This is a genomic window from Rhizobium herbae (assembly GCF_017873135.1).
Classification (GTDB): Bacteria; Pseudomonadota; Alphaproteobacteria; order Rhizobiales; family Rhizobiaceae; genus Pararhizobium; species Pararhizobium herbae.
The window spans coordinates 22396-40787 of the sequence record NZ_JAGGJV010000002.1 but is presented as its reverse complement, the minus strand read 5'-3'; the positions used below and the strand labels follow the sequence as shown (position 1 = coordinate 40787).

17 protein-coding genes are annotated in these 18392 nt (G+C 62.3%); 7 read left to right on the top strand and 10 right to left on the bottom strand.

Annotation, left to right across the window (positions count from 1 at the left end; translation table 11 throughout):
- Positions 1-87: 87 nt before the first annotated feature.
- Genes J2Z75_RS05505 through nagA form a run of 4 tightly spaced genes read left to right on the top strand, consistent with a single transcriptional unit; the run spans position 88 to position 3935 of the window.
- Positions 88-966 (top strand): N-acetylglucosamine kinase, encoded by an 879-nt coding sequence (locus tag J2Z75_RS05505; protein WP_209848955.1) that lies wholly within the window; start codon positions 88-90, stop codon positions 964-966.
- Complete coding sequence (locus tag J2Z75_RS05500) at positions 963-1727, top strand: GntR family transcriptional regulator (RefSeq protein ID WP_209848953.1); 765 nt, start codon at positions 963-965, stop codon at positions 1725-1727. Before J2Z75_RS05505 ends, J2Z75_RS05500 begins: the two co-directional genes overlap by 4 nt.
- Positions 1728-1755: 28 nt before the next feature.
- Positions 1756-2778: an SIS domain-containing protein gene (locus J2Z75_RS05495; protein ID WP_209850609.1), complete on the top strand. Its 1023-nt coding sequence runs from the start codon at positions 1756-1758 to the stop codon at positions 2776-2778.
- Positions 2775-3935 (top strand): N-acetylglucosamine-6-phosphate deacetylase, encoded by a 1161-nt coding sequence (gene nagA / locus J2Z75_RS05490; protein ID WP_209848950.1) that lies wholly within the window; start codon positions 2775-2777, stop codon positions 3933-3935. The genes J2Z75_RS05495 and nagA overlap by 4 nt, the downstream gene beginning before the upstream one ends.
- 3 nt (positions 3936-3938) lie before the next feature.
- Here nagA and J2Z75_RS05485 read toward each other — a convergent pair whose 3' ends face one another.
- The 3 genes from J2Z75_RS05485 to J2Z75_RS05475 are packed head-to-tail and all read right to left on the bottom strand — an operon-like array spanning position 3939 to position 6978.
- Positions 3939-4667 (bottom strand): copper homeostasis protein CutC, encoded by a 729-nt coding sequence (locus J2Z75_RS05485; protein WP_209848947.1) that lies wholly within the window; start codon positions 4665-4667, stop codon positions 3939-3941.
- Complete coding sequence (locus J2Z75_RS05480) at positions 4664-5575, bottom strand: ROK family protein (RefSeq protein ID WP_209848944.1); 912 nt, start codon at positions 5573-5575, stop codon at positions 4664-4666. Before J2Z75_RS05480 ends, J2Z75_RS05485 begins: the two co-directional genes overlap by 4 nt.
- On the bottom strand, positions 5572-6978 hold the full coding sequence (locus tag J2Z75_RS05475; protein WP_209850606.1) for an amidase: 1407 nt from the start codon (positions 6976-6978) through the stop codon (positions 5572-5574). The genes J2Z75_RS05480 and J2Z75_RS05475 overlap by 4 nt, the downstream gene beginning before the upstream one ends.
- A 152-nt stretch (positions 6979-7130) precedes the next feature.
- On the opposite strand from J2Z75_RS05475, the gene J2Z75_RS05470 reads away from it, so the two are divergent.
- From J2Z75_RS05470 to J2Z75_RS05460, 3 genes are read left to right on the top strand one after another with little or no spacing between them, the layout of a single operon-like run.
- Complete coding sequence (locus tag J2Z75_RS05470; protein ID WP_209848941.1) at positions 7131-7877, top strand: sulfate transporter family protein; 747 nt, start codon at positions 7131-7133, stop codon at positions 7875-7877.
- 52 nt (positions 7878-7929) lie between these two features.
- Entirely contained in the window at positions 7930-8574 is a 645-nt protein-coding gene (locus J2Z75_RS05465; protein ID WP_209848938.1) for a helix-turn-helix transcriptional regulator, read from the top strand.
- Positions 8571-9710: an aminotransferase class I/II-fold pyridoxal phosphate-dependent enzyme gene (locus J2Z75_RS05460; protein WP_209848935.1), complete on the top strand. Its 1140-nt coding sequence runs from the start codon at positions 8571-8573 to the stop codon at positions 9708-9710. Before J2Z75_RS05465 ends, J2Z75_RS05460 begins: the two co-directional genes overlap by 4 nt.
- Positions 9711-9721: 11 nt before the next feature.
- Here J2Z75_RS05460 and J2Z75_RS05455 read toward each other — a convergent pair whose 3' ends face one another.
- The 7 genes from J2Z75_RS05455 to kdpF form a co-directional block, all read right to left on the bottom strand.
- Entirely contained in the window at positions 9722-10417 is a 696-nt protein-coding gene (locus tag J2Z75_RS05455; RefSeq protein ID WP_209848933.1) for a response regulator transcription factor, read from the bottom strand.
- Complete coding sequence (locus tag J2Z75_RS05450) at positions 10414-13140, bottom strand: sensor histidine kinase (protein WP_209848930.1); 2727 nt, start codon at positions 13138-13140, stop codon at positions 10414-10416. Before J2Z75_RS05450 ends, J2Z75_RS05455 begins: the two co-directional genes overlap by 4 nt.
- Before the next feature lie 165 nt (positions 13141-13305).
- The gene (gene kdpC / locus J2Z75_RS05445) at positions 13306-13869 is read right to left on the bottom strand and encodes a potassium-transporting ATPase subunit KdpC (protein WP_209848928.1); all 564 of its coding nucleotides are present in this window, start codon (positions 13867-13869) and stop codon (positions 13306-13308) included.
- Between the two features lie 12 nt (positions 13870-13881).
- A complete protein-coding gene (gene kdpB, locus J2Z75_RS05440) occupies positions 13882-15939 on the bottom strand; it encodes a potassium-transporting ATPase subunit KdpB (protein ID WP_209848924.1) in 2058 nt (685 codons plus the stop codon).
- A 45-nt stretch (positions 15940-15984) separates the two neighbouring features.
- Positions 15985-16149, bottom strand: a complete 165-nt coding sequence (locus J2Z75_RS05435; protein ID WP_209850709.1) for a hypothetical protein — start codon at positions 16147-16149, stop codon at positions 15985-15987.
- Positions 16150-16159: 10 nt separating this feature from the next.
- Complete coding sequence (gene kdpA / locus J2Z75_RS05430) at positions 16160-17863, bottom strand: potassium-transporting ATPase subunit KdpA (RefSeq protein ID WP_209848921.1); 1704 nt, start codon at positions 17861-17863, stop codon at positions 16160-16162.
- A gap of 27 nt (positions 17864-17890) precedes the next feature.
- Positions 17891-17980: a K(+)-transporting ATPase subunit F gene (gene kdpF / locus J2Z75_RS05425; RefSeq protein ID WP_037103661.1), complete on the bottom strand. Its 90-nt coding sequence runs from the start codon at positions 17978-17980 to the stop codon at positions 17891-17893.
- Positions 17981-18392: the final 412 nt, after the last annotated feature.

The following is an 18392-nucleotide window of genomic DNA, read 5'->3' as shown; positions in this document are numbered from 1 at the left end:
CAGTATGTTAATTGATAAATCCAATTAAAGACCAAATCCCCCTTGGTTAATGGTATTTTTTTGGTATCCTTTTTCCCGGAGGTATCCATGCCAAACTACATTCTGGGAATCGATGGTGGAGGCACGAGCTGCCGCGCGGCTGTAGCGGACGCCGAAGGGCGTATCCTCGGGCGCGGCAAAAGCGGCGCCGCCAACATTCTGACCGATCCCGACAATGCCCTGATCCATATTGTCGGCGCGGCCACGGCTGCGTTCGAGGAGGCCAACATTGCCCCCTCGAAGATCGGCTCAGCCTGCGCCCTGCTTGGCGTGGCCGGCAGCAATGTCGGCGATGCCGTTCACTATGTGAAAGAGCGCCTGCCGTTCGCCAAGGCGGATATCGAATCCGATGGCCTCATCGCATTGCAGGGCGCGCTCGGCGATAGCGACGGCGCGGTGGCGATTCTTGGCACGGGTTCCATCTATATTGCCCGGCAGGCGAATGACATCCGCTATATCGGCGGATGGGGGTTCCAGATCGGCGATCTCGGAAGCGGCGCCCGCCTCGGCCATGCGCTCCTGCAGGAGAGTGTCCTCGCCTTCGATCGGATTCACCCCTCGTCGCCGCTGACGAACGCTGTCATGGCCGAATTCAACGATGACCCACGTGAGGTCGTTGAATTTGCGCGCGCGGCTCGCCCGGGCGAATTCGGCCGTTTTGCCCCCAAGGTTTTCGAATATGCAGGCCGCAACGATCCGGTGGCGGTCGCGTTGTTGCATGCGTCGGCACAGACCATCGATGAAGCCCTGGATGCCGTAGTGGCACAGGGCAGCCGCAAGCTCTGCCTGCTGGGCGGGCTGGCTCCGATCTATCGCCCATGGCTTGCAGAGCGGCACCAGCCGTTGTTCATGGAACCGGAAGCGGACGCTCTGACCGGCTCGGTCGCGCTTGCGGCCAAGCGCTTTGCCGCGGGAGGCCAGGCATGACCCAGCATCTCGAGGCCATATTGCCGCTGGAAGGCTTGCAGGCCGGGGGTTCAGGACCGCTATACCTGAAACTCCGGCAGTCGCTGGAAGATGCGATCCTCTCAGGCAAGCTCAATCATGGCGATGCGCTACCCCCGGAACGAGATCTGGCCGACTATGCGAGCATCAGCCGCGTGACGGTGCGCAAGGCCGTCGATGATCTGGTCAGGGATGGCCTGCTGGTGCGCCGGCACGGCTCCGGTACATTCGTCGTCAAGCCGGTGCATCGTGTCCAGCAGTCGCTGTCGCGCCTGACATCCTTTACCGAAGACATGGCGCGGCGCGGGCTGACGACGACCGCCCAGTGGATCGAGCGCGGGCTCTTTCATCCTTCTCCCGACGAGATGATGGCGCTTGGCCTGCCGGCGGATGCGCTTGTGGCGCGGCTCGGCCGCCTGCGCATTGCCGACGATATGCCGCTTGCCATCGAGCGGGCGAGCATTTCCGCCGAATTCCTGCCCGACCCAATCCGGATCGGGACCTCGCTCTATGCAGAACTGGACAAGACCAAGTCCCGGCCAGTGCGCGCCGTGCAGCGTATTTCGGCCTGCAGCCTGAAGGATCCGGATGCCGCGATGCTCGGCGTACCGGCAGGATCGGCCAGCCTTTCCATCGAACGCATCTCCTACCTCGCCTCCGGCCGGGTGGTGGAATTCACCCGCTCGCTCTACCGGGGCGACGCCTATGACTTCGTCGCGGAACTGACCCTGTCGGACTCCTGAGAGCGGCCCAAGCAAGAAAGACATGACCATGCAGACGAATATGCGGCGCGAAATCGACGAAATCCCGGAAGCGGCGGCCCGCCTTCTCGAACACTCCAAAGCCGCAGTCAAAGAGGCCGGTGCAGCTCTGCGCGCGAAAGACCCCGCCTTTTTGGTGACGATCGCCCGCGGCTCGTCCGACCACGCCGCATTGTTCCTGAAATACGCGATCGAGCTTTCAACCGGCCGGCCCGTTGCGTCTCTCGGTCCCTCGCTTGCGTCCATCTACGGCGCAAAAATACACCTTCAGGGCGCGGCATCGATCGCCATCTCGCAATCCGGCAAGAGCCCGGATATCGTTGCCATGGCGGAAGCCGCAACCAAGGCCGGAGCCGTGACGATCGCGCTCACAAACACCCTGCCCTCGCCGATCTCCGAGGCAAGCACGCATCCGCTCGACATTCTCGCCGGACCGGAAATCGCTGTTGCTGCCACCAAATCCTATGTCAACTCCATCGTCGCCGGTCTCGCCATCCTTAGCGAGTGGACGGGCGATGCCGCGCTGCAACGCGCGGTCGCCGACCTGCCGACCCAGTTTGCCAAGGCCGTGGCGCTCGACTGGCAGGCGCTGGCCGACGAACTCGGTGAAGCGGAATCGCTGTTTGTGCTGGGGCGCGGACCGGCGCTCGCCATTGCCAGCGAATCGGCACTCAAGTTCAAGGAAACCTCCGGCATGCACGCCGAAGCCTATTCGGCAGCGGAAGTGCTGCATGGGCCGGTGGCACTCGTCGAAAAACGTTTCCCGGTCATCGGGCTTGCCGCGCGCGATGCAGCGGAAGGCTCCGTCACCGGCATTCTCGACGGCCTTAGCGATAAAGGCGCTTTGGCTTTCGTCACATCCTCCAACGCCAAGTCCGCGAAGACGCTGCCCTTCGTCGAAACGGGTCATCCGATCACCGACGCGCTGGCATTGATAATTCCATTTTACGGATTCGTCGAATCCTGGTCGCGCTCGCGCGGCCTCAACCCGGATGCGCCCGTCGCACTCAAGAAGGTTACGGAGACGAGATGACCGCGCCGACTGCAATCACCGGAGCCCGGATTTTCGACGGCCTCTTCTGGCATGACGGCCAGGCGCTGCTCGTCGGCGGCGGCACGATCACCGGTATTTTGGCGGAGAACGACCTGCCTTCCGGCACCGAGACGGTCGATGCAGACGGGCGATTGCTCGTGCCCGGCTTCATCGATCTGCAGGTGAATGGCGGCGGCGGCGTGATGCTGAACGACCGCCAGGATGCCGAGGCCATCCGCACCATCTGCGCCGCGCATGCGAAATTCGGCACCACCGCGCTTCTACCGACGCTGATCACTGATACTTTCGAGGTCCGCGCCAGGACAATCGCGGGCGGCAGGCAGGCCAAGGCGGAAAACATACCCGGATTCCTTGGGCTTCATCTGGAAGGGCCGCATCTCTCCGTTGCCCGCAAGGGCGCCCATGATCCGGCGCTGATCCGACCGATGGATCAGGCCGATCTCGACGCCATGCTGGCCTGCGCCGATGTGTTCGACGCCATGATGGTCACCGTCGCGCCGGAAAATACCACGGCCGCACAGGTAAAGGCTCTCGCCGAGGCCGGCATCATCGTCAGCCTCGGCCACACGGATACCGGCTACCAGACGGTCCTCGCCTATGCGCAAGCCGGCGCGCGCACCGTCACGCATCTTTTCAACGCGATGAGCCCGCTCGGCCACCGCGAGCCGGGCGTTGTCGGCGGAGCCCTCGATATCGGCAGCCTTTCTGCAGGCATCATCGCCGACGGTTTTCATGTCGATCCGGTGTCGATGGGCGTCGCATTGCGCGCCAAGAACGGTCCCGGCCGGATCTTCATCGTCACCGACGCGATGTCGACGATCGGCTCCGACCAGACCAGCTTTTTCCTGAACGGCCGCGAAATCTTCCGCAAGGACGGCCGCCTGACGCTGGCCGACGGCACGCTGGCGGGCGCCGATATCGACATGCTGTCCTCCGTGCGTTTCGCACATGAAAAGTTGCAGCTGCCGCTCGACGAAGCTATCCGCATGGCATCCGCCTATCCGGCGGACGCCGCTGGCATCGCCGCGCGCAAGGGCCGGCTGCTGCCCGGCCTCGACGCCGATTTCGTTCTGCTGACGGAAGGGTTGGACATGGTTTCGACCTGGATCGGCGGCAGCTGCGTTTTCCAGGCGTAGCCCTTATGGCGCGGCTTTGAGCCGCGCTTTCAGCGCCCTGACCAGGGCAACATCTGTCCTTCGCGCTGACGGAGCAACAAAACCGAGCGAAACCAGCCGGGCATCGTGAGCCGGCTCATCGCGCGAACAGGACGAATGCACTTCCGTCGGCGCAAGCTGCGCCAGAAGTTCGTCTACGCTGCCCAGCGTGACGCCCGAGCCCGGCATGATGGAGATCCGGCCGTTCGCGGCCGCGATGATCCGGGCCAGCGGGCCGACCGCATCCGGCGCTTTCTTGGCGCCCCCCGAGGTAAGGATGCGTTCGAAACCGAGATTGACCGCTGTTTCCACTGCCTCGGAAAAATCCGGGACCAGATCGAAGGCGCGATGCAGCGTCAGGCCGAGGCCAACGGCATGGCTGGTCAGCAGCCTCAACGTGGCTACATCGAGGCTGCCATCGGAAAGGCTCGCCCCGAGCACGACGCCGGCAAGGCCGGCGGATCGCGCAGCATCGATATCGCCGCGCATGACGTTGATATCGCTCGCGTCGAAGACAAAATCGCCCGGGCGCGGCCTGATCATGGCATAGACGGGGATATCCAACTGACCAGCCACAACCATCAGGCCCGGCGAGGGCGTCAGTCCACCGACGGAAAGCGCCGAGCACAGTTCGATACGATCCGCGCCACCTTCGACGGCGGCAGCAAGGCCCGCGGCGTCCTCGACGCAGACTTCCAGGAGAATATCGGTCATTGCACTTCTCCGCCAAGTCCCAGAATGGCCGCGCCGATCAACCCCGGCTCGACGCGGCATTCTCCGGGCACGACCAGAGGACGGTCAAATTTCCGCAAGATGCGGGAGCGCACCGCCTTGTCGATCTCGGCGATCAACGGCGCGACATTGGAGAGCCCGCCGCCGACCGGGACGATGGTTGCGCCAGTGATGTTGACCGTCAGCGCCAGCGGCGAACTGACGAGATCTACAAGCACATCGATGGTCCGCGCCGCCTCCGCATCGCCTTCCTGCCATAGCGTGGTGATCTCATGACTGGCCAGGGTCTTTCCATGCAAGGCCTGATGCAGGCGTTCCATACCGCGCGCACCACCGATCGTATCGACGCAGCCCCGCTGGCCGCAGCCGCAGTCGAAGATCGGGATCGCGACGGGCGGGGTGCCGGCCGTTGATGCGACCGCCGGGCCGTGGCCCCATTCACCGGCGAAGCCGCCATCCGCGTTAATGAGCCGGCCATCGACGACGAGCCCACCGCCGACGCCTGTGCCAAGGATAGCGCCGAGCACGATTCGATGGCCGCGCCCGGCACCGGCACCGGCCTCCGCCAGCGCGAAGCAGTCCGCATCATTGGCAACCAGAACCGGCAGCCCAAGGATATCGGCGAGTTCCTCCGATAGCTTGCGCCCGTCGATACAGGGAATATTGGCGCATTTGATCGCCCGGGTATCCGGATAGACGACGCCGGTGATCGATATAGCGACGCGATCCGGCCTTGCCCCCGTTTCCGCGATCACGGCGGCGATTGTTGCGGCAAAGGCGCCGAAATCATCGAGCGGCGTCGGCCGCCGTCCCAGCGTCTCGATCCGGTCCGCGGAATGGGCGACTGCCCCCTTGATCGCCGAGCCGCCGATATCGAAGCAGACGATCATGCTTCACCGCGAATAACGGCTTCGGCGGAAACCGCCGCCGACAGAAGATAATCGTCTTCGTTTCTCTGGCCAGACAGAAGAAACCCAACCGGCATGCCGGCATCGCCGGTACCGCAGGGGATGGAGACGCCGCAACCATCGAGGAAATTACCGATCGAGGTATTGCGCAGGGTCCGGCCGTTGATCCTGAAGAACAGTTCATCATCGGCAAGCAGCGGCGCGATCGGCGGTGCGACATGCGGCAGCGTTGGGTGGGCGAGCAGCTCGCCCGGTTGCAGGTTTTTCGCGAGGCTGGCAATCAAACGCTCGCGCGTATCGAGGATGGCGACATAGTCGACCATGCCGATCTTTTCACCCAGCCGGGCGCGCGCAACCACGCGCTGATCCATCCGCTCGGCTTCCGGTCCCTGAAGGCGCTCCTTGTGCAACACATACGCCTCGGCGGTCACCAAGGCGCCATGGCGCGCCATCACTTCGAAAATCTCGGCAAAGATCGGGAAGGCGCGGCGCGTGATCCGGGCGCCCGCCTTCTCAAGCCGCGAAATGGCAGCCTCGAACGCTGCAACCACGCCCGGTTCGGCATCGTCGAAAACGACCGTTTCCGGGATGACGAGCTTGAGGCTGGCAAGGTCCGCCCGGCCGATATCCGGTGCGGAGCGGCCGCGCATGGCGGCATCGATCCAGACGGCATCCTGCACCGTGCGGCAAAGCGGCCCGAGCGAATCGAGGCTTTTTGCCAGCGGAAACACACCCTGCATCGAATAGCGGCCGCGCGTCGCCTTGTAGCCGACGATGCCATTGAACGCTGCGGGAATGCGGATGGAGCCGCCGGTATCGGTGCCGATCGCGACAGGCACCAGACCGGCGGCCACCGCAACGCCGGATCCGGCAGAGGAACCGCCCGGAATACGTGGCACATCGCGCGACGCGGCGTTGTGCGCCGTTCCGTAATGCGGATTGATGCCGAGGCCGGAAAAGGCGAATTCACTCAGATTGGTGCGGCCGATGCTGACCATGCCTGCGCCCGCCAGCGCCTTGACCACGGTGGCATCAGTCTCGGCCGGCGCGTGATCCCCCAACACTGCCGAACCGGCCGTCGTCACCGATCCCTTCGTATCGAACAGGTCTTTCCATGCCACCGGAATGCCGTCCAGCAAGCCGAGGGACCGTCCCGAGCGGATGCGCTCGGCAGACGCTTTCGCCTCTGTCAGGGCGCGCTCCTCCAGCAGGGCGGTAAAGATCGATTGATCCCGGTAGCCGGCTATCTTTTTCAATGACGCCTTTGCCAGTTCCAACGGATCGAGCGTACCGGACTGAAGCCGCACCGACAGGCTCGCAACCGAGATGTTTCCGTCCACTTCGTCCACCGCTTTGTCACTCCAAACCTGTGCTAATCGCGGCATCATATCGGTGCTGTCATGGATTTGGCAGCGCATTCCGCTTTCTGCGCACATGATTTTCACCCGATCTTCCCGGGCAATGGGCCTTGCCCAGTCGTGGTGGCCCGCCTACATGCGATGAGAGTGGCAAGAACCGCCAGGCAGGGAGACGGTGGATGATATTCGACGCGGCGCGACTTTCCTTTGCCAATCTGTTTGCGCCGGAAACGCGCTCCGTCTTCTGGAAAGTGCTGGGCTTGACGCTTCTGGCGCTGGTCGGGTTGTGGTTGGCCCTGCGCGAACTGTTCGTCTATCTCGCCCTGCCCTGGCTCGATGCGCTGATACCCGGTACGCCCGGCTGGGCGGGCTGGCTTACCTTCATCGTCGGCATTTTTGCAAGTTTAGGGCTGGCGCTTGTCCTGGCGCTGCTTCTGGCGCCCGTCACCGCACTCATCGCCGGCTTCTTTCTGGACGATGTCGCCGAAGTCGTCGAGAAGCGCGACTACCCGCAGGAACCCGCAGGCCGGCCCCTGCCGCTGGGGGAGGCGATTGCCGGCACCTTGAAATTTCTCGGCGTCATTATCGTCGGCAATATCATCGCGCTGTTTCTTCTGCTTATTCCGGGCGTCAACCTGATCGCCTTTTTTCTGGTGAACGGCTATCTGCTGGGCCGTGAATTCTTCGAATTCGCCGCGATGCGCCATCGCCCGCCGGCGCAAGCCCGGCTTTTCCGGTCGAAACATGCCGGCACCGTTTTCCTGAGCGGTCTCATCCTTGCCGCGTTTCTGGCCGTACCGCTTCTCAATCTGCTCACCCCGCTTTTCGCCGCCGGCATGATGGTCCATCTGCACAAGAGGCTGTCACAGCGCGATCCGGAGTTTCAGCGGCAACTGAGTTCAGGCGGCATGTCGCCTTCACGTTAGATTCTCATTTTGTCTATATTGACAAAATGTATAATCGAATGGATAAGACGGCATGTCTCATCCATTGACGCCTTTCGTTCCGGTCTGCGACGCCATCGCAACGCTGTTTGCGCCGCATGTGGAGACCGTTCTGCACGATCTCGAAACGGGGCTGATCTTCCACATCGCCAACGCTTTTTCGAAACGCCGGCCGGGCGACAGTTCGCTCAACGAGGCTGGACTGGCCTCGACCCTTGATGAGGACGTGATCGGCCCCTACAGCAAGTCCAACTGGGACGGCCGTCGGCTGAAGGCGATCACCTCCGTGCTGCGCGATGCCGATGGCAAGCCGATTGGATTGCTGTGCATCAACCATGATATCGAGGCTTTTGCCGGAATCTTCGACCAGTTGAAATCGATGGTCGATATCGCCGCTCCCATGCCAAAAACCTCGGCGCTGATGGCAGAGGACTGGCGCGAGGCGGTCAATGCGGTGATCGGGGAATTCCTTGCGACGCGCAGAACCAGCCTCGCCGGGCTCACCGGCGCCGACACGGACGGACTGATCGCGCTGCTCGATGCGCGCGGCGTCTTTGCCATCCGCAAGGCCGTTCCCTATGTCGCCGAGATTTTGAAATTGTCGCGGGCGACGATCTACAACCGCCTCGGCGCAATCCGTCAGAAACAGGACACTGCCGTTCAAGGAGAGCCGCGATGACCAGGCCGATGCGCGATTTCGTGCTTGAAACCTTCATGTCCAAATGGGAATTCACCGCCAGATACAACATGACGGCCTCGGATGCGGAAAGCATGCGCCTGCCGGAGCTTTTGGCAATGGCCAGCGACGAGGACCGCGCCGATTTCGAAAACCTCAGCCTCGGCTATACCGAGACATTCGGTGCGCCGGTTCTGCGGCAGGAAATTGCGCTGACCTACGACACCGTTCAGCCCGAAGACCTGATTTGCTTCGCCGGTGCGGAGGAAGCGATCTACGTGGCGATGAAGGTGCTGTTGACGCCGGATGACCACGCCATCGTCATCACGCCCAACTATCAGGCCGCCGAAACCATTCCGCTCAGCATCTGCGCCGTCACCGGCGTGGCGCTCGATATCGACAATGACTGGGATCTCGACATCGGTCAGATCGAAGCGGCGCTCAGGCCCAATACCAAGCTGGTCTCGATCAATTTCCCGAACAACCCCACCGGCAAGATCCTGCCCCGCGGGATCTTCGATGCTCTCGTCCAACTCTGTCGCAAGCATGGCATCTGGCTGTTCAGCGATGAAGTCTATCGCTTGATCGAGCGCGATGAAGCGCTTCGCCTGCCGCAGGCCGTCGATGTCTATGAACGCGGGGTTTCACTCAACGTCATGTCGAAGGCCTATGGGCTTCCGGGGCTGCGGATCGGCTGGCTTGCCTGCAAGGACAAAGACTTCCTGACGCGCTGCGAGCGCTACAAGCATTTTCTATCAATCTGCAATTCGGCGCCCTCGGAAGTTCTGGCCCGCGTTGCACTCAAGAACCGCGACCAGATCCTGGCCCGGACGCGGGCCATCGTCCGTAGCAACGTTGCCGAGCTGAACACGTTTTTCGCCGAATTTCCACATCTGTTCGACTGGCGCGAGCCGGACGGCGGTTGCGTCGCCTTCATCCGTTACAAGGGGCCGGAAGGCGTCGAGGAATTTGCACGGCGCGCAGTGGAGGAGGCCGGTGTGTTCTTCCTGCCGTCGAGCGTCTATCACTCCGAGCTGACACCAGTGCCGCAGAACTGCCTGCGCGTCGGCTTTGGCCGGCTGCATGTGCCGGAAGGCATTACGGTTCTGCGCAACTGGCTGAATCGTAACAGCATGTAGCCGGATGCTGGCTAAATATCGGCCTCCCGCAGCCGGTATCCGACGCCGGTCTCCGTGGTGACATATTGCGGCTGATCCGGCGTCAGCTCGATCTTCTGGCGCAACTGGCGCACATAGACGCGCAGATACTGCACGTCGTCGGCATTGCCCCAGACCTCTTTCAGTAGAAACTTGTGCGTCAGCACCTTGCCGGCGTGCTGCACGAGGATGCGCAGGATGTCATATTCCTTCGGTGACAGCTTGACCTCGCGACCATCGACCTTGACGATACGCTTGACCAGATCGACCGATAGGCCGCCGGTCTGGAACAGCGGCTTTTCGCCCTGCTGCTGCAGCCTGTGACGCAGCGCCACACGGATGCGCGCCACCAGTTCATTCATGCCGAAGGGTTTGGTTACATAATCGTCGGCGCCGAGTTCCAGCGCCTTGACGATCCCGGCCTCATCGGTGCGGCTTGAAAGGATGATGATGGGAAGCGTCAGGCCTTCCTCGCGCCAGCCACGCAGCAGATCGTGGCCGGGCATGTCGGGCAGGCCGAGATCGAGCAGGATCAGGTCCGGCAAATCGGCCTTGACGCTCTCGCGCGCAGCCTTGCCGTTGCCGGCTTCGCTGACGGCATAATCCTGCGTCGCAAGCCCGACGCGCAGCAGCCGGCGAATGGGAGGCTCGTCATCGACGACCAGGATCCTGACGGCCGTATGGGTCATTTCTCATCCTTCAAAGCGGTCATGTCCTTCAGATTTGGGGAATTGGGAAGCAGCGGCAGATTGATCGTGAACACCGCACCGGTCCGATCCGTCCGGTTTTCCGCCGCGATCGTCCCGCCCATCGCCTCGATAAAGCCGCGGCAGATCGACAGGCCGAGCCCCGTCCCGGCCCGCACATGGTCGCCCTTGCGTACCCGGTAGAAGGTATCGAAGACGCGCTCCAGATCATTGGCCGGAATTCCAGGCCCCTCGTCGCAAATCCGAACCAGGATGCGCGCCTCGTCGCGCTCTGCCTGCAGGTTCACGGTGGAGCCTTCCGGCGCATATTTGGCGGCATTGTCGAGCAGATTGAACAACACCTGCTCAAACAGGACCGGATCGACCTTGACCATCGGCAGATCGGACGGGACGCGGACATCGACGTGGTGATGGATCATGATTTTGCGCGCGCGTCTCAGCGCGCTGCCGACGATGTCGCCGAGATAGTGGAAGGCCGCGTTCGGCTCCATGGCGCCGGATTCGATACGGGTCATATCGAGAAGATTGGCGATGAACCGGTTCAGCCGCTCGGATTCGTCGGTCACCGTGGTCAGAAGCTCGACACGATCTTCTTCCGGCAGGGCGGCTTGGTAGTCGCGCAGGGTGCCGGCGGCGCCCATGATGGCGGCAAGCGGTGTCTTCAGGTCGTGCGAAATGGACGTGAGCAGCGCCGAGCGCAACCGTCCCGCTTCCTCGGCCAGCCGCGCATTGTCGACATCGGCAACAAGCTGTACACGCTCGATGGCAAGTGCTGCCTGATCGGCGAGCGCATCGAGCAGGCGCTGCTGTTCGGGGCTCAGGAGCGGCCCCTGCCGGTCATTGTCGAGACCGATGACACCGACGGCGGCGCGGCCGGTGCGCAGCGGCACGTAGAGGCGTTTTGCGCCTGGCAGCGTATCGGCACCGCGCCCGGCGGCACGATTGTGCTCCCACGCCCATCGGGCAGCGGCGATGTCGGCATCGTCCAATGTGTCATCCGGCGGATAGCCGGCTTTGACCGCGATCGTGCCATCTTCCGGCAGCAGCAGAACCACCCGCACCTTCAGCATGGAGGCGAGCTGGAACGCCGTTGCCCAGAGCACATCGTCCAGTGTGCCGGTTCCCGCCAGTTTCTTGCTGAAGAGGTAGAGGTCTTCGGTGGTGCGCGCCCGCAGGCGGGCGGCCGCCGCCTGCCGCTGCACGCTCGCGGTCAGATTGCTGGCGATGATCGCCACCACGAAGAAGAATCCGAAGGCGACGACGCTTTCCGGATCGCCGATCGTGAACGTATAGAGCGGTTTCAGGAAGAAGAAATTCAGGGTCAGCGCGCTGACGACGCTGGCGTAGAGAGCCGGCTTCAATCCCTCCGTGACCGCTGCGGCGAGGACTGCCATCAGAAAGACCAGCGCGATGTTGCGCACGTCGAGCGACTGATCGAGCAAAACGCCGACCCCCAGCGCGCAGCCGACATAGAGCGTCGCAAGAACATAGGGGCCGATTTTGAACTGGGCCGGCACCGGTGCCGTCTTCACACCCGTCGCAACGGCCTCACCCTCGCGATCGTCGCCGGCGATGACGTGGACGCTGATATTTCCGGCATTTCGGATGAGGCGGCTGGTTACCGAGCCGTGCAGCCATGCCCGCCACCTGGATGTTTTCGGTGTACCGGCGATGATATGAGTGACGTTGCTGGATGCCGCGACGCGGACGATCTCCTCGGCCTCGTCGGATCCTGGCCTGGTCAGCGCCTCGGCGCCCAGCCGTTCGGCAAGCCGAAGCGTCGCGGCGATGCGGTCGCGCGCGGCCTCCGAAAGATGAATCGATCGCGCCGTCTCCACATGCAACGCAACCCAGGGCGCGCGCAGACGATCGGCCAGACGGGCGGCATAGCGCACGAGAGAGGCGCTGCGTGGCTGATCATCGACGCAGACCAGCACCCGCTCGCCGGCAGCCCATGGACCTGAGATCGCATGCGCCTGCATGTGCGTCAGCAACTGCTCATCGACGCGCTGCGCCGTCTGACGAAGGGCGAGCTCACGCAGCGCCGTGAGGTTTCCAGGCGAGAAATAGTTATCGAGCGCCCGCTGTGCCGTCTTCGGGATATAGACCTTGCCGTCATGCAGCCGCTTGATCAGGTCTTCCGGCGTCAGATCGATGATCTCGATGTCGTCGGCACGGTCGATGATCGAATCGGGAACGGTTTCGCGCACGCGGATGCGGGTGATCTGGGCAACGACGTCGTTGAGGCTTTCGACGTGCTGGATGTTGAGCGTCGAGTAGACGTCGATGCCACGCGACAGCAGCTCCTGCACATCCATGTAACGCTTGGGGTGACGGCTGCCGGGCGCATTGGTGTGCGCCAGTTCGTCGACAAGCACGAGGCCAGGACGCCGGGCGAGAATGGCGTCGATGTCCATTTCCTCAAGATGACGGCCCTTGTAGTCGATCGATGAGCGCGGAATGACCTCGAAGCCATCGGCCAGCGCCTCGGTCTCCTTCCGCCCATGGGTCTCGACGACGCCGATCACGACATCGACGCCATCGGCCTTCTTGGCGTGACCGGACGTGAGCATTTCATAAGTCTTGCCGACGCCTGGTGCAGCGCCCAGAAAGATTTTCAGGCGGCCGCGCGTCTCCCGTTCGGCCCGCTGCAACAGGGCGTCAGGGGACGGTCTTCCATCCATGTCGCGGACGTCCTCTCGCATGCTCGCTCAGTCTTTCTCCATCAATGCCGAAAAGCGGCCGGATGCCGCTTCAGACCATACCGGACAGTTCCTGAAATCCTAGGCGATTTCGGAACTGCCCGATCATTCGAACTGCTGCCTGCTTTACACCCCCATTTCGACGCGCAAAGCAGCAGGCCACGGGACCTAGACAGCTTTATCAAGCGCCATGTTGAGCGCCAAGACGTTGACCACCGGTTCGCCGAGTATCCCGAGTTCACGGGCCTCGACGGCTTGATCGACGAGCGCGCGGACCTTGCCTTCATCCATTCCGCGAGCCTTGGCGACGCGTGGAACCTGGAAATAGGCGGCTTCCGGCGTAATGTGCGGATCAAGACCGCTGCCCGATGTGGTGACGAGATCCATCGGCACAGCGGCACCGGGGTTGGCCGCCTTCAACGCTTCGGCTTCCGACTTGATCCGGTCGAGCAGCTTCTGATTTGTGGGTCCGAGGTTCGAACCGCTGGAGGCGGCGGCATTGTAACCGTCGCCGGCAGCCGACGGACGGCCGTGGAAATAGGTATCGCCAGTAAAGGCCTGGCCGATCAGCGTGGAACCGACAACGGTTCCGTCCTTTTCGACGAGGCTGCCATTGGCCTGGTGCGGGAACAGGGCCTGGGCGATGCCCGTCATACCCAGCGGATAGGCGAAACCGGTGATAACGGTGATTGTAACGATCATGACCAGCGCAGGTCTCAATTGTTTCAGCATGTCGAAAACTCCTTAAACGAGACCAAGGGCGGTGATGGCCAGATCGATGGCCTTGATGCCGATGAACGGCACGATGACACCGCCAAGGCCGTAGATGAGCAGGTTGCGCGACAGAAGCGCGCCGGCGCCAACGGCGCGATAGGTGACGCCTTTCAGCGACAGAGGGATCAGCGCCACGATGACAAGCGCGTTGAAGATGATCGCCGATAGGATGGCGCTTTGCGGCGAGGCAAGCCCCATGATGTTGAGCGCCGACAGTTGCGGGTAGAAGGCGAGGAACATCGCCGGAATGATGGCGAAATATTTGGCGATGTCATTGGCGATCGAAAACGTCGTCAGAGCGCCACGGGTCATCAGGAGCTGCTTGCCGATCTCGACGATCTCGATGAGCTTGGTGGGATCCGAGTCCAGATCGACCATGTTGCCGGCTTCGCGGGCTGCGACCGTGCCGGTGTTCATGGCGACGCCGACATCGGCCTGGGCGAGCGCCGGAGCGTCGTTGGTGCCGTCGCCGCACATGGCGACGAGCTTGCCCTTGGCCTGCTCCTCACGGATCAGCGACAGCTTGTTTTCAGGCGTTGCCTGGGCAAGGAAGTCATCGACCCCGGCTTCGGCCGCGATTGCCGCCGCCGTCATCGGGTTGTCGCCGGTGATCATCACGGTGCGGATGCCCATGCGGCGCAGTTCGGCGAAACGCTCACGAATGCCGCCCTTGACGATATCCTTCAAGTGAACGACACCCATCAGACGGCCGTCGCGCACGACGGCGAGCGGCGTGCCGCCGGACTTGGCGATCTCGTCGGCGATGGTCTGGATTTCGCGTACGGTTTCCGGGCGCGTCGAGGAATTGATGCCGCCGACATAGGTGAGAACTGCTTCGACGGCGCCCTTGCGGATCGACGACCCGTCCAGATCGACGCCGCTCATGCGGCTCTGCGCTGTGAAGGGAACGAAGCTGGCATGCAGCTGCGCCATGTCGCGAGCGCGGATACCGTATTTCTCCTTGGCAAGAACGACGATGGAACGGCCTTCCGGCGTTTCATCGGCAAGCGACGCCAGCTGCGCGGCATCGGCCAGATCCTGCTCCGATACGCCTGCAACCGGGCGCAGCTCGGTCGCCTGGCGATTGCCGAGCGTGATCGTGCCGGTCTTGTCGAGCAGCAGCGTGTCGATGTCGCCGGCAGCCTCGACGGCGCGGCCGGACATGGCCAGCACGTTGAAACGCACCAGACGGTCCATACCGGCAATGCCGATGGCCGAGAGCAGCGCGCCGATCGTCGTCGGGATCAGCGTCACGAACAGGGCGACGAGAACGATCACCGGAATGGAGCCGCCGGCATAGGTGGCAAAGCTCGGGATCGTCGCTACGGCGAGCACGAAGATCAAAGTCATGCCGGCAAGAAGGATGTTGAGGGCGATCTCGTTCGGCGTCTTCTGGCGTTCGGCGCCTTCGACCAGCGAAATCATCCGGTCGATGAAGGTCGAGCCGGCAGCGGCGCTGATGCGTACCCTGATCCAGTCCGACAGGACCTGCGTGCCGCCGGTGACGGCCGAGCGGTCGCCGCCGGATTCGCGGATGACAGGAGCCGATTCCCCGGTGATCGCCGCTTCGTTGACGGAGGCGACACCTTCAATGACTTCGCCATCGGAGGGGATGATGTCGCCCGCTTCGACGAGCACGATGTCACCGACCTTGAGGCTGGTGCCGGTGACCATCTTGAAGCTTTTCAGATCCGTGCCGGTCAGGAGCTTGGCCTGCGTTTCGGTGCGGGTCTTGCGCAGCGATTCCGCTTGAGCCTTGCCCCGTCCTTCGGCAACGGCTTCGGCAAAGTTCGCAAAGAGCACCGTGAACCAGAGCCAGATATTCAGCTGCAGCGAGAAACCGAGGCCTTCGCCGCCGGTGACGAGATCGCGCAGGAACAGGATGGTGGTCAGCGCCGAGACGACGGCGACGACGAACATCACCGGGTTTTTGGCAAGCGTGCGCGGATCGAGCTTGACGAAAGCCGATCCAACAGCCGGGATAAGGATGCGAGAGTCCATGAGGCTCGCAGATTTGGACTGGCTCATGAGAGAACTCCAGTTTCTTTTGTGTGTGACATCACGGCGACCGCGTCAGCCGTGGAACAATTCGGTGAAAACATGGGCGAGACCGCCAGCCGCCAGCAGGACCAGCATCATTATGAGAATGATGCTGGAGGCTTGCGGGGCTGTCCCTCGCGGCGGGTCGCCGTCGCGAGGGTGAACGTGCTTTCCAAGCTTCATGGCGAGATGGCCCATGGTCGATATCCTAGAAGGTCTGACCGGCGACCATCGCCAGATGCTCGACGATCGGTCCGAGCGCGAGCGCCGGGAAGAAGGTAAGGCCGCCGACAATCAGGATGACGCCGCAGAGTAGCCCGACGAACAGCGGGCCGTGGGTGGGGAAGGTGCCGGCCGAGGCCGGCACGGTCTTCTTCATCACCAGCGAGCCTGCGATGGCGAGTGCCGGGATGATCACCAGGAAGCGGCCCATCAGCATGGCGATGCCGATCGTGATGTTGTACCAGGGCGTGTTGCCGGTGAGGCCGCCGAAAGCCGAGCCGTTGTTTGCGGCAGCCGACGTATAGGCGTAGAGGATTTCCGAGAAGCCGTGGGGGCCGGGATTGCCGATCGAGGCGACGCCCGTCGGCAGGATGACGGCGATCGCCGTGAAGACCAGCATGGCCAGCGGCAGGCAGAGGATGGCGAGAACGGCCATCTTGACTTCCTTCGCCTCGATCTTCTTGCCGAGATATTCCGGCGTGCGACCAACCATCAGGCCGGCAACGAAGACGGTCAGGATGACGAACATCAGAATGCCGTAGAAACCGGCGCCGACGCCGCCGACGATGACTTCGCCGAGCTCCATGTTGATCAGCGGGATGAGACCGCCCAGCGCCGTGAACGAGCCATGCATGGCATTGACCGCGCCGCAGGATGCGGCCGTGGTAATCACCGCGAACAGCGACGAGAGCACGATGCCGAAGCGAACTTCCTTGCCCTCCATGTTGCCGCCGTCGATGCCCATGGCGTGAACGAGCGGATTGCCCGCGGCTTCAGCCCAGTAGGTGACAGAGACGCCGACGACGAAGAGCACGCCCATCGTTGCGAAGATCGCCCAGCCCTGGCGCTGGTTGCCGACCATGCGGCCGAAGACATTGGTGAAACCGGCGCCGATGGCAAAGATCGCAACCATCTGGATGAGGTTGGAGATCGCGTCCGGGTTTTCGAAGGGATGAGCGGAATTGACGTTGAAGAAGCCGCCGCCATTGGTGCCGAGCATCTTGATCGCGAGCTGCGAGGCGACCGGGCCAAGCGCGATCGTCTGCTGCGCGCCTTCTATCGTCGTTGCCGTTACATAGGCACCGAGCGTCTGCGGCACACCGAGATAGACGAAGACGATCGTCAGCACGATGCAGATCGGCAGGAGGATGTAAAGCGTTGCGCGGGTCATATCGACCCAGAAATTGCCGATCGACTTGCCGGAGGCCCGCGCGAAACCGCGGATGAGGGCGATCGCGATGGCCATGCCGGTCGCTGCGGAGGCAAAATTCTGCACGGCAAGACCGGCCATCTGCACGAGATAGGACATCGTGCTTTCGCCGCCATAGTTCTGCCAGTTGGTGTTGGTGACGAAGCTCGCGGCTGTATTGAACGAAAGCTCGGGGCCGACAGCAGTCATGCCAGCGGGGTTGAACGGCAGGGAACCCTGAAACCGCTGCATTGCATAGAGAATGGCGAAACCGGCGAGATTGAACAGCAGCATCGCGAACACATAGCTCGTCCAGTGCTGCTCTTCCTTCTCGCTTGTACCGGAGAGCCTGTAGAGTCCGCGTTCGATCGGAACGAGGAACGGCGACAGAAGCGTGCGCTCGCCGCCAAAGACGCGCGTCATATAGGCGCCGAGCGGCTTGACCAGCAAAATGACGATCCCGCAGAAGATGAGGATCTGGATCCATCCGTTGAGTGTCATGGCAATAACTTTCCGAACCTGATGTTCTTAAAAACGCTCAGGGCGAATGAGGGCGTAGGTCAGATAGGCGAGGAGAAAAACTGTCACGCCGGCTCCGAGCACATAATCGACAAGCATTTTTCTTAATCCTTCGAATTAGAGACGGTCGCAGGCCCGGGTGTAGGCAAACGACAGCGCGAAAAACAAAACGCCGATCCCGATCAAGACAATATCCAGCATCGATCCAGGCTCCTTTTGTTGAATTTCAACGTTCCCTCTTCTTCAAAGGAGGGAGGTGACGCGAAAGAGCCCCCTGGAATCATGCTCGACGCAAGATCCGGGGGCCGAATTCGACGTTTACTATGCTTCGAAGGGGCATAAGCGTTCGAGACGGGCGACCAGTCAGAGAAATAAAAATCTCATAGGAGTTTCGAAGCATCTGATAGGGGGTGAAGGAGACGGGAAGACAATGTCTGCTTCACAATTTCATCCTATGGTAGAAATCAGTCTACACTTTGTTTGCGGTCTGAATAGATCCCCGTTCACGAAC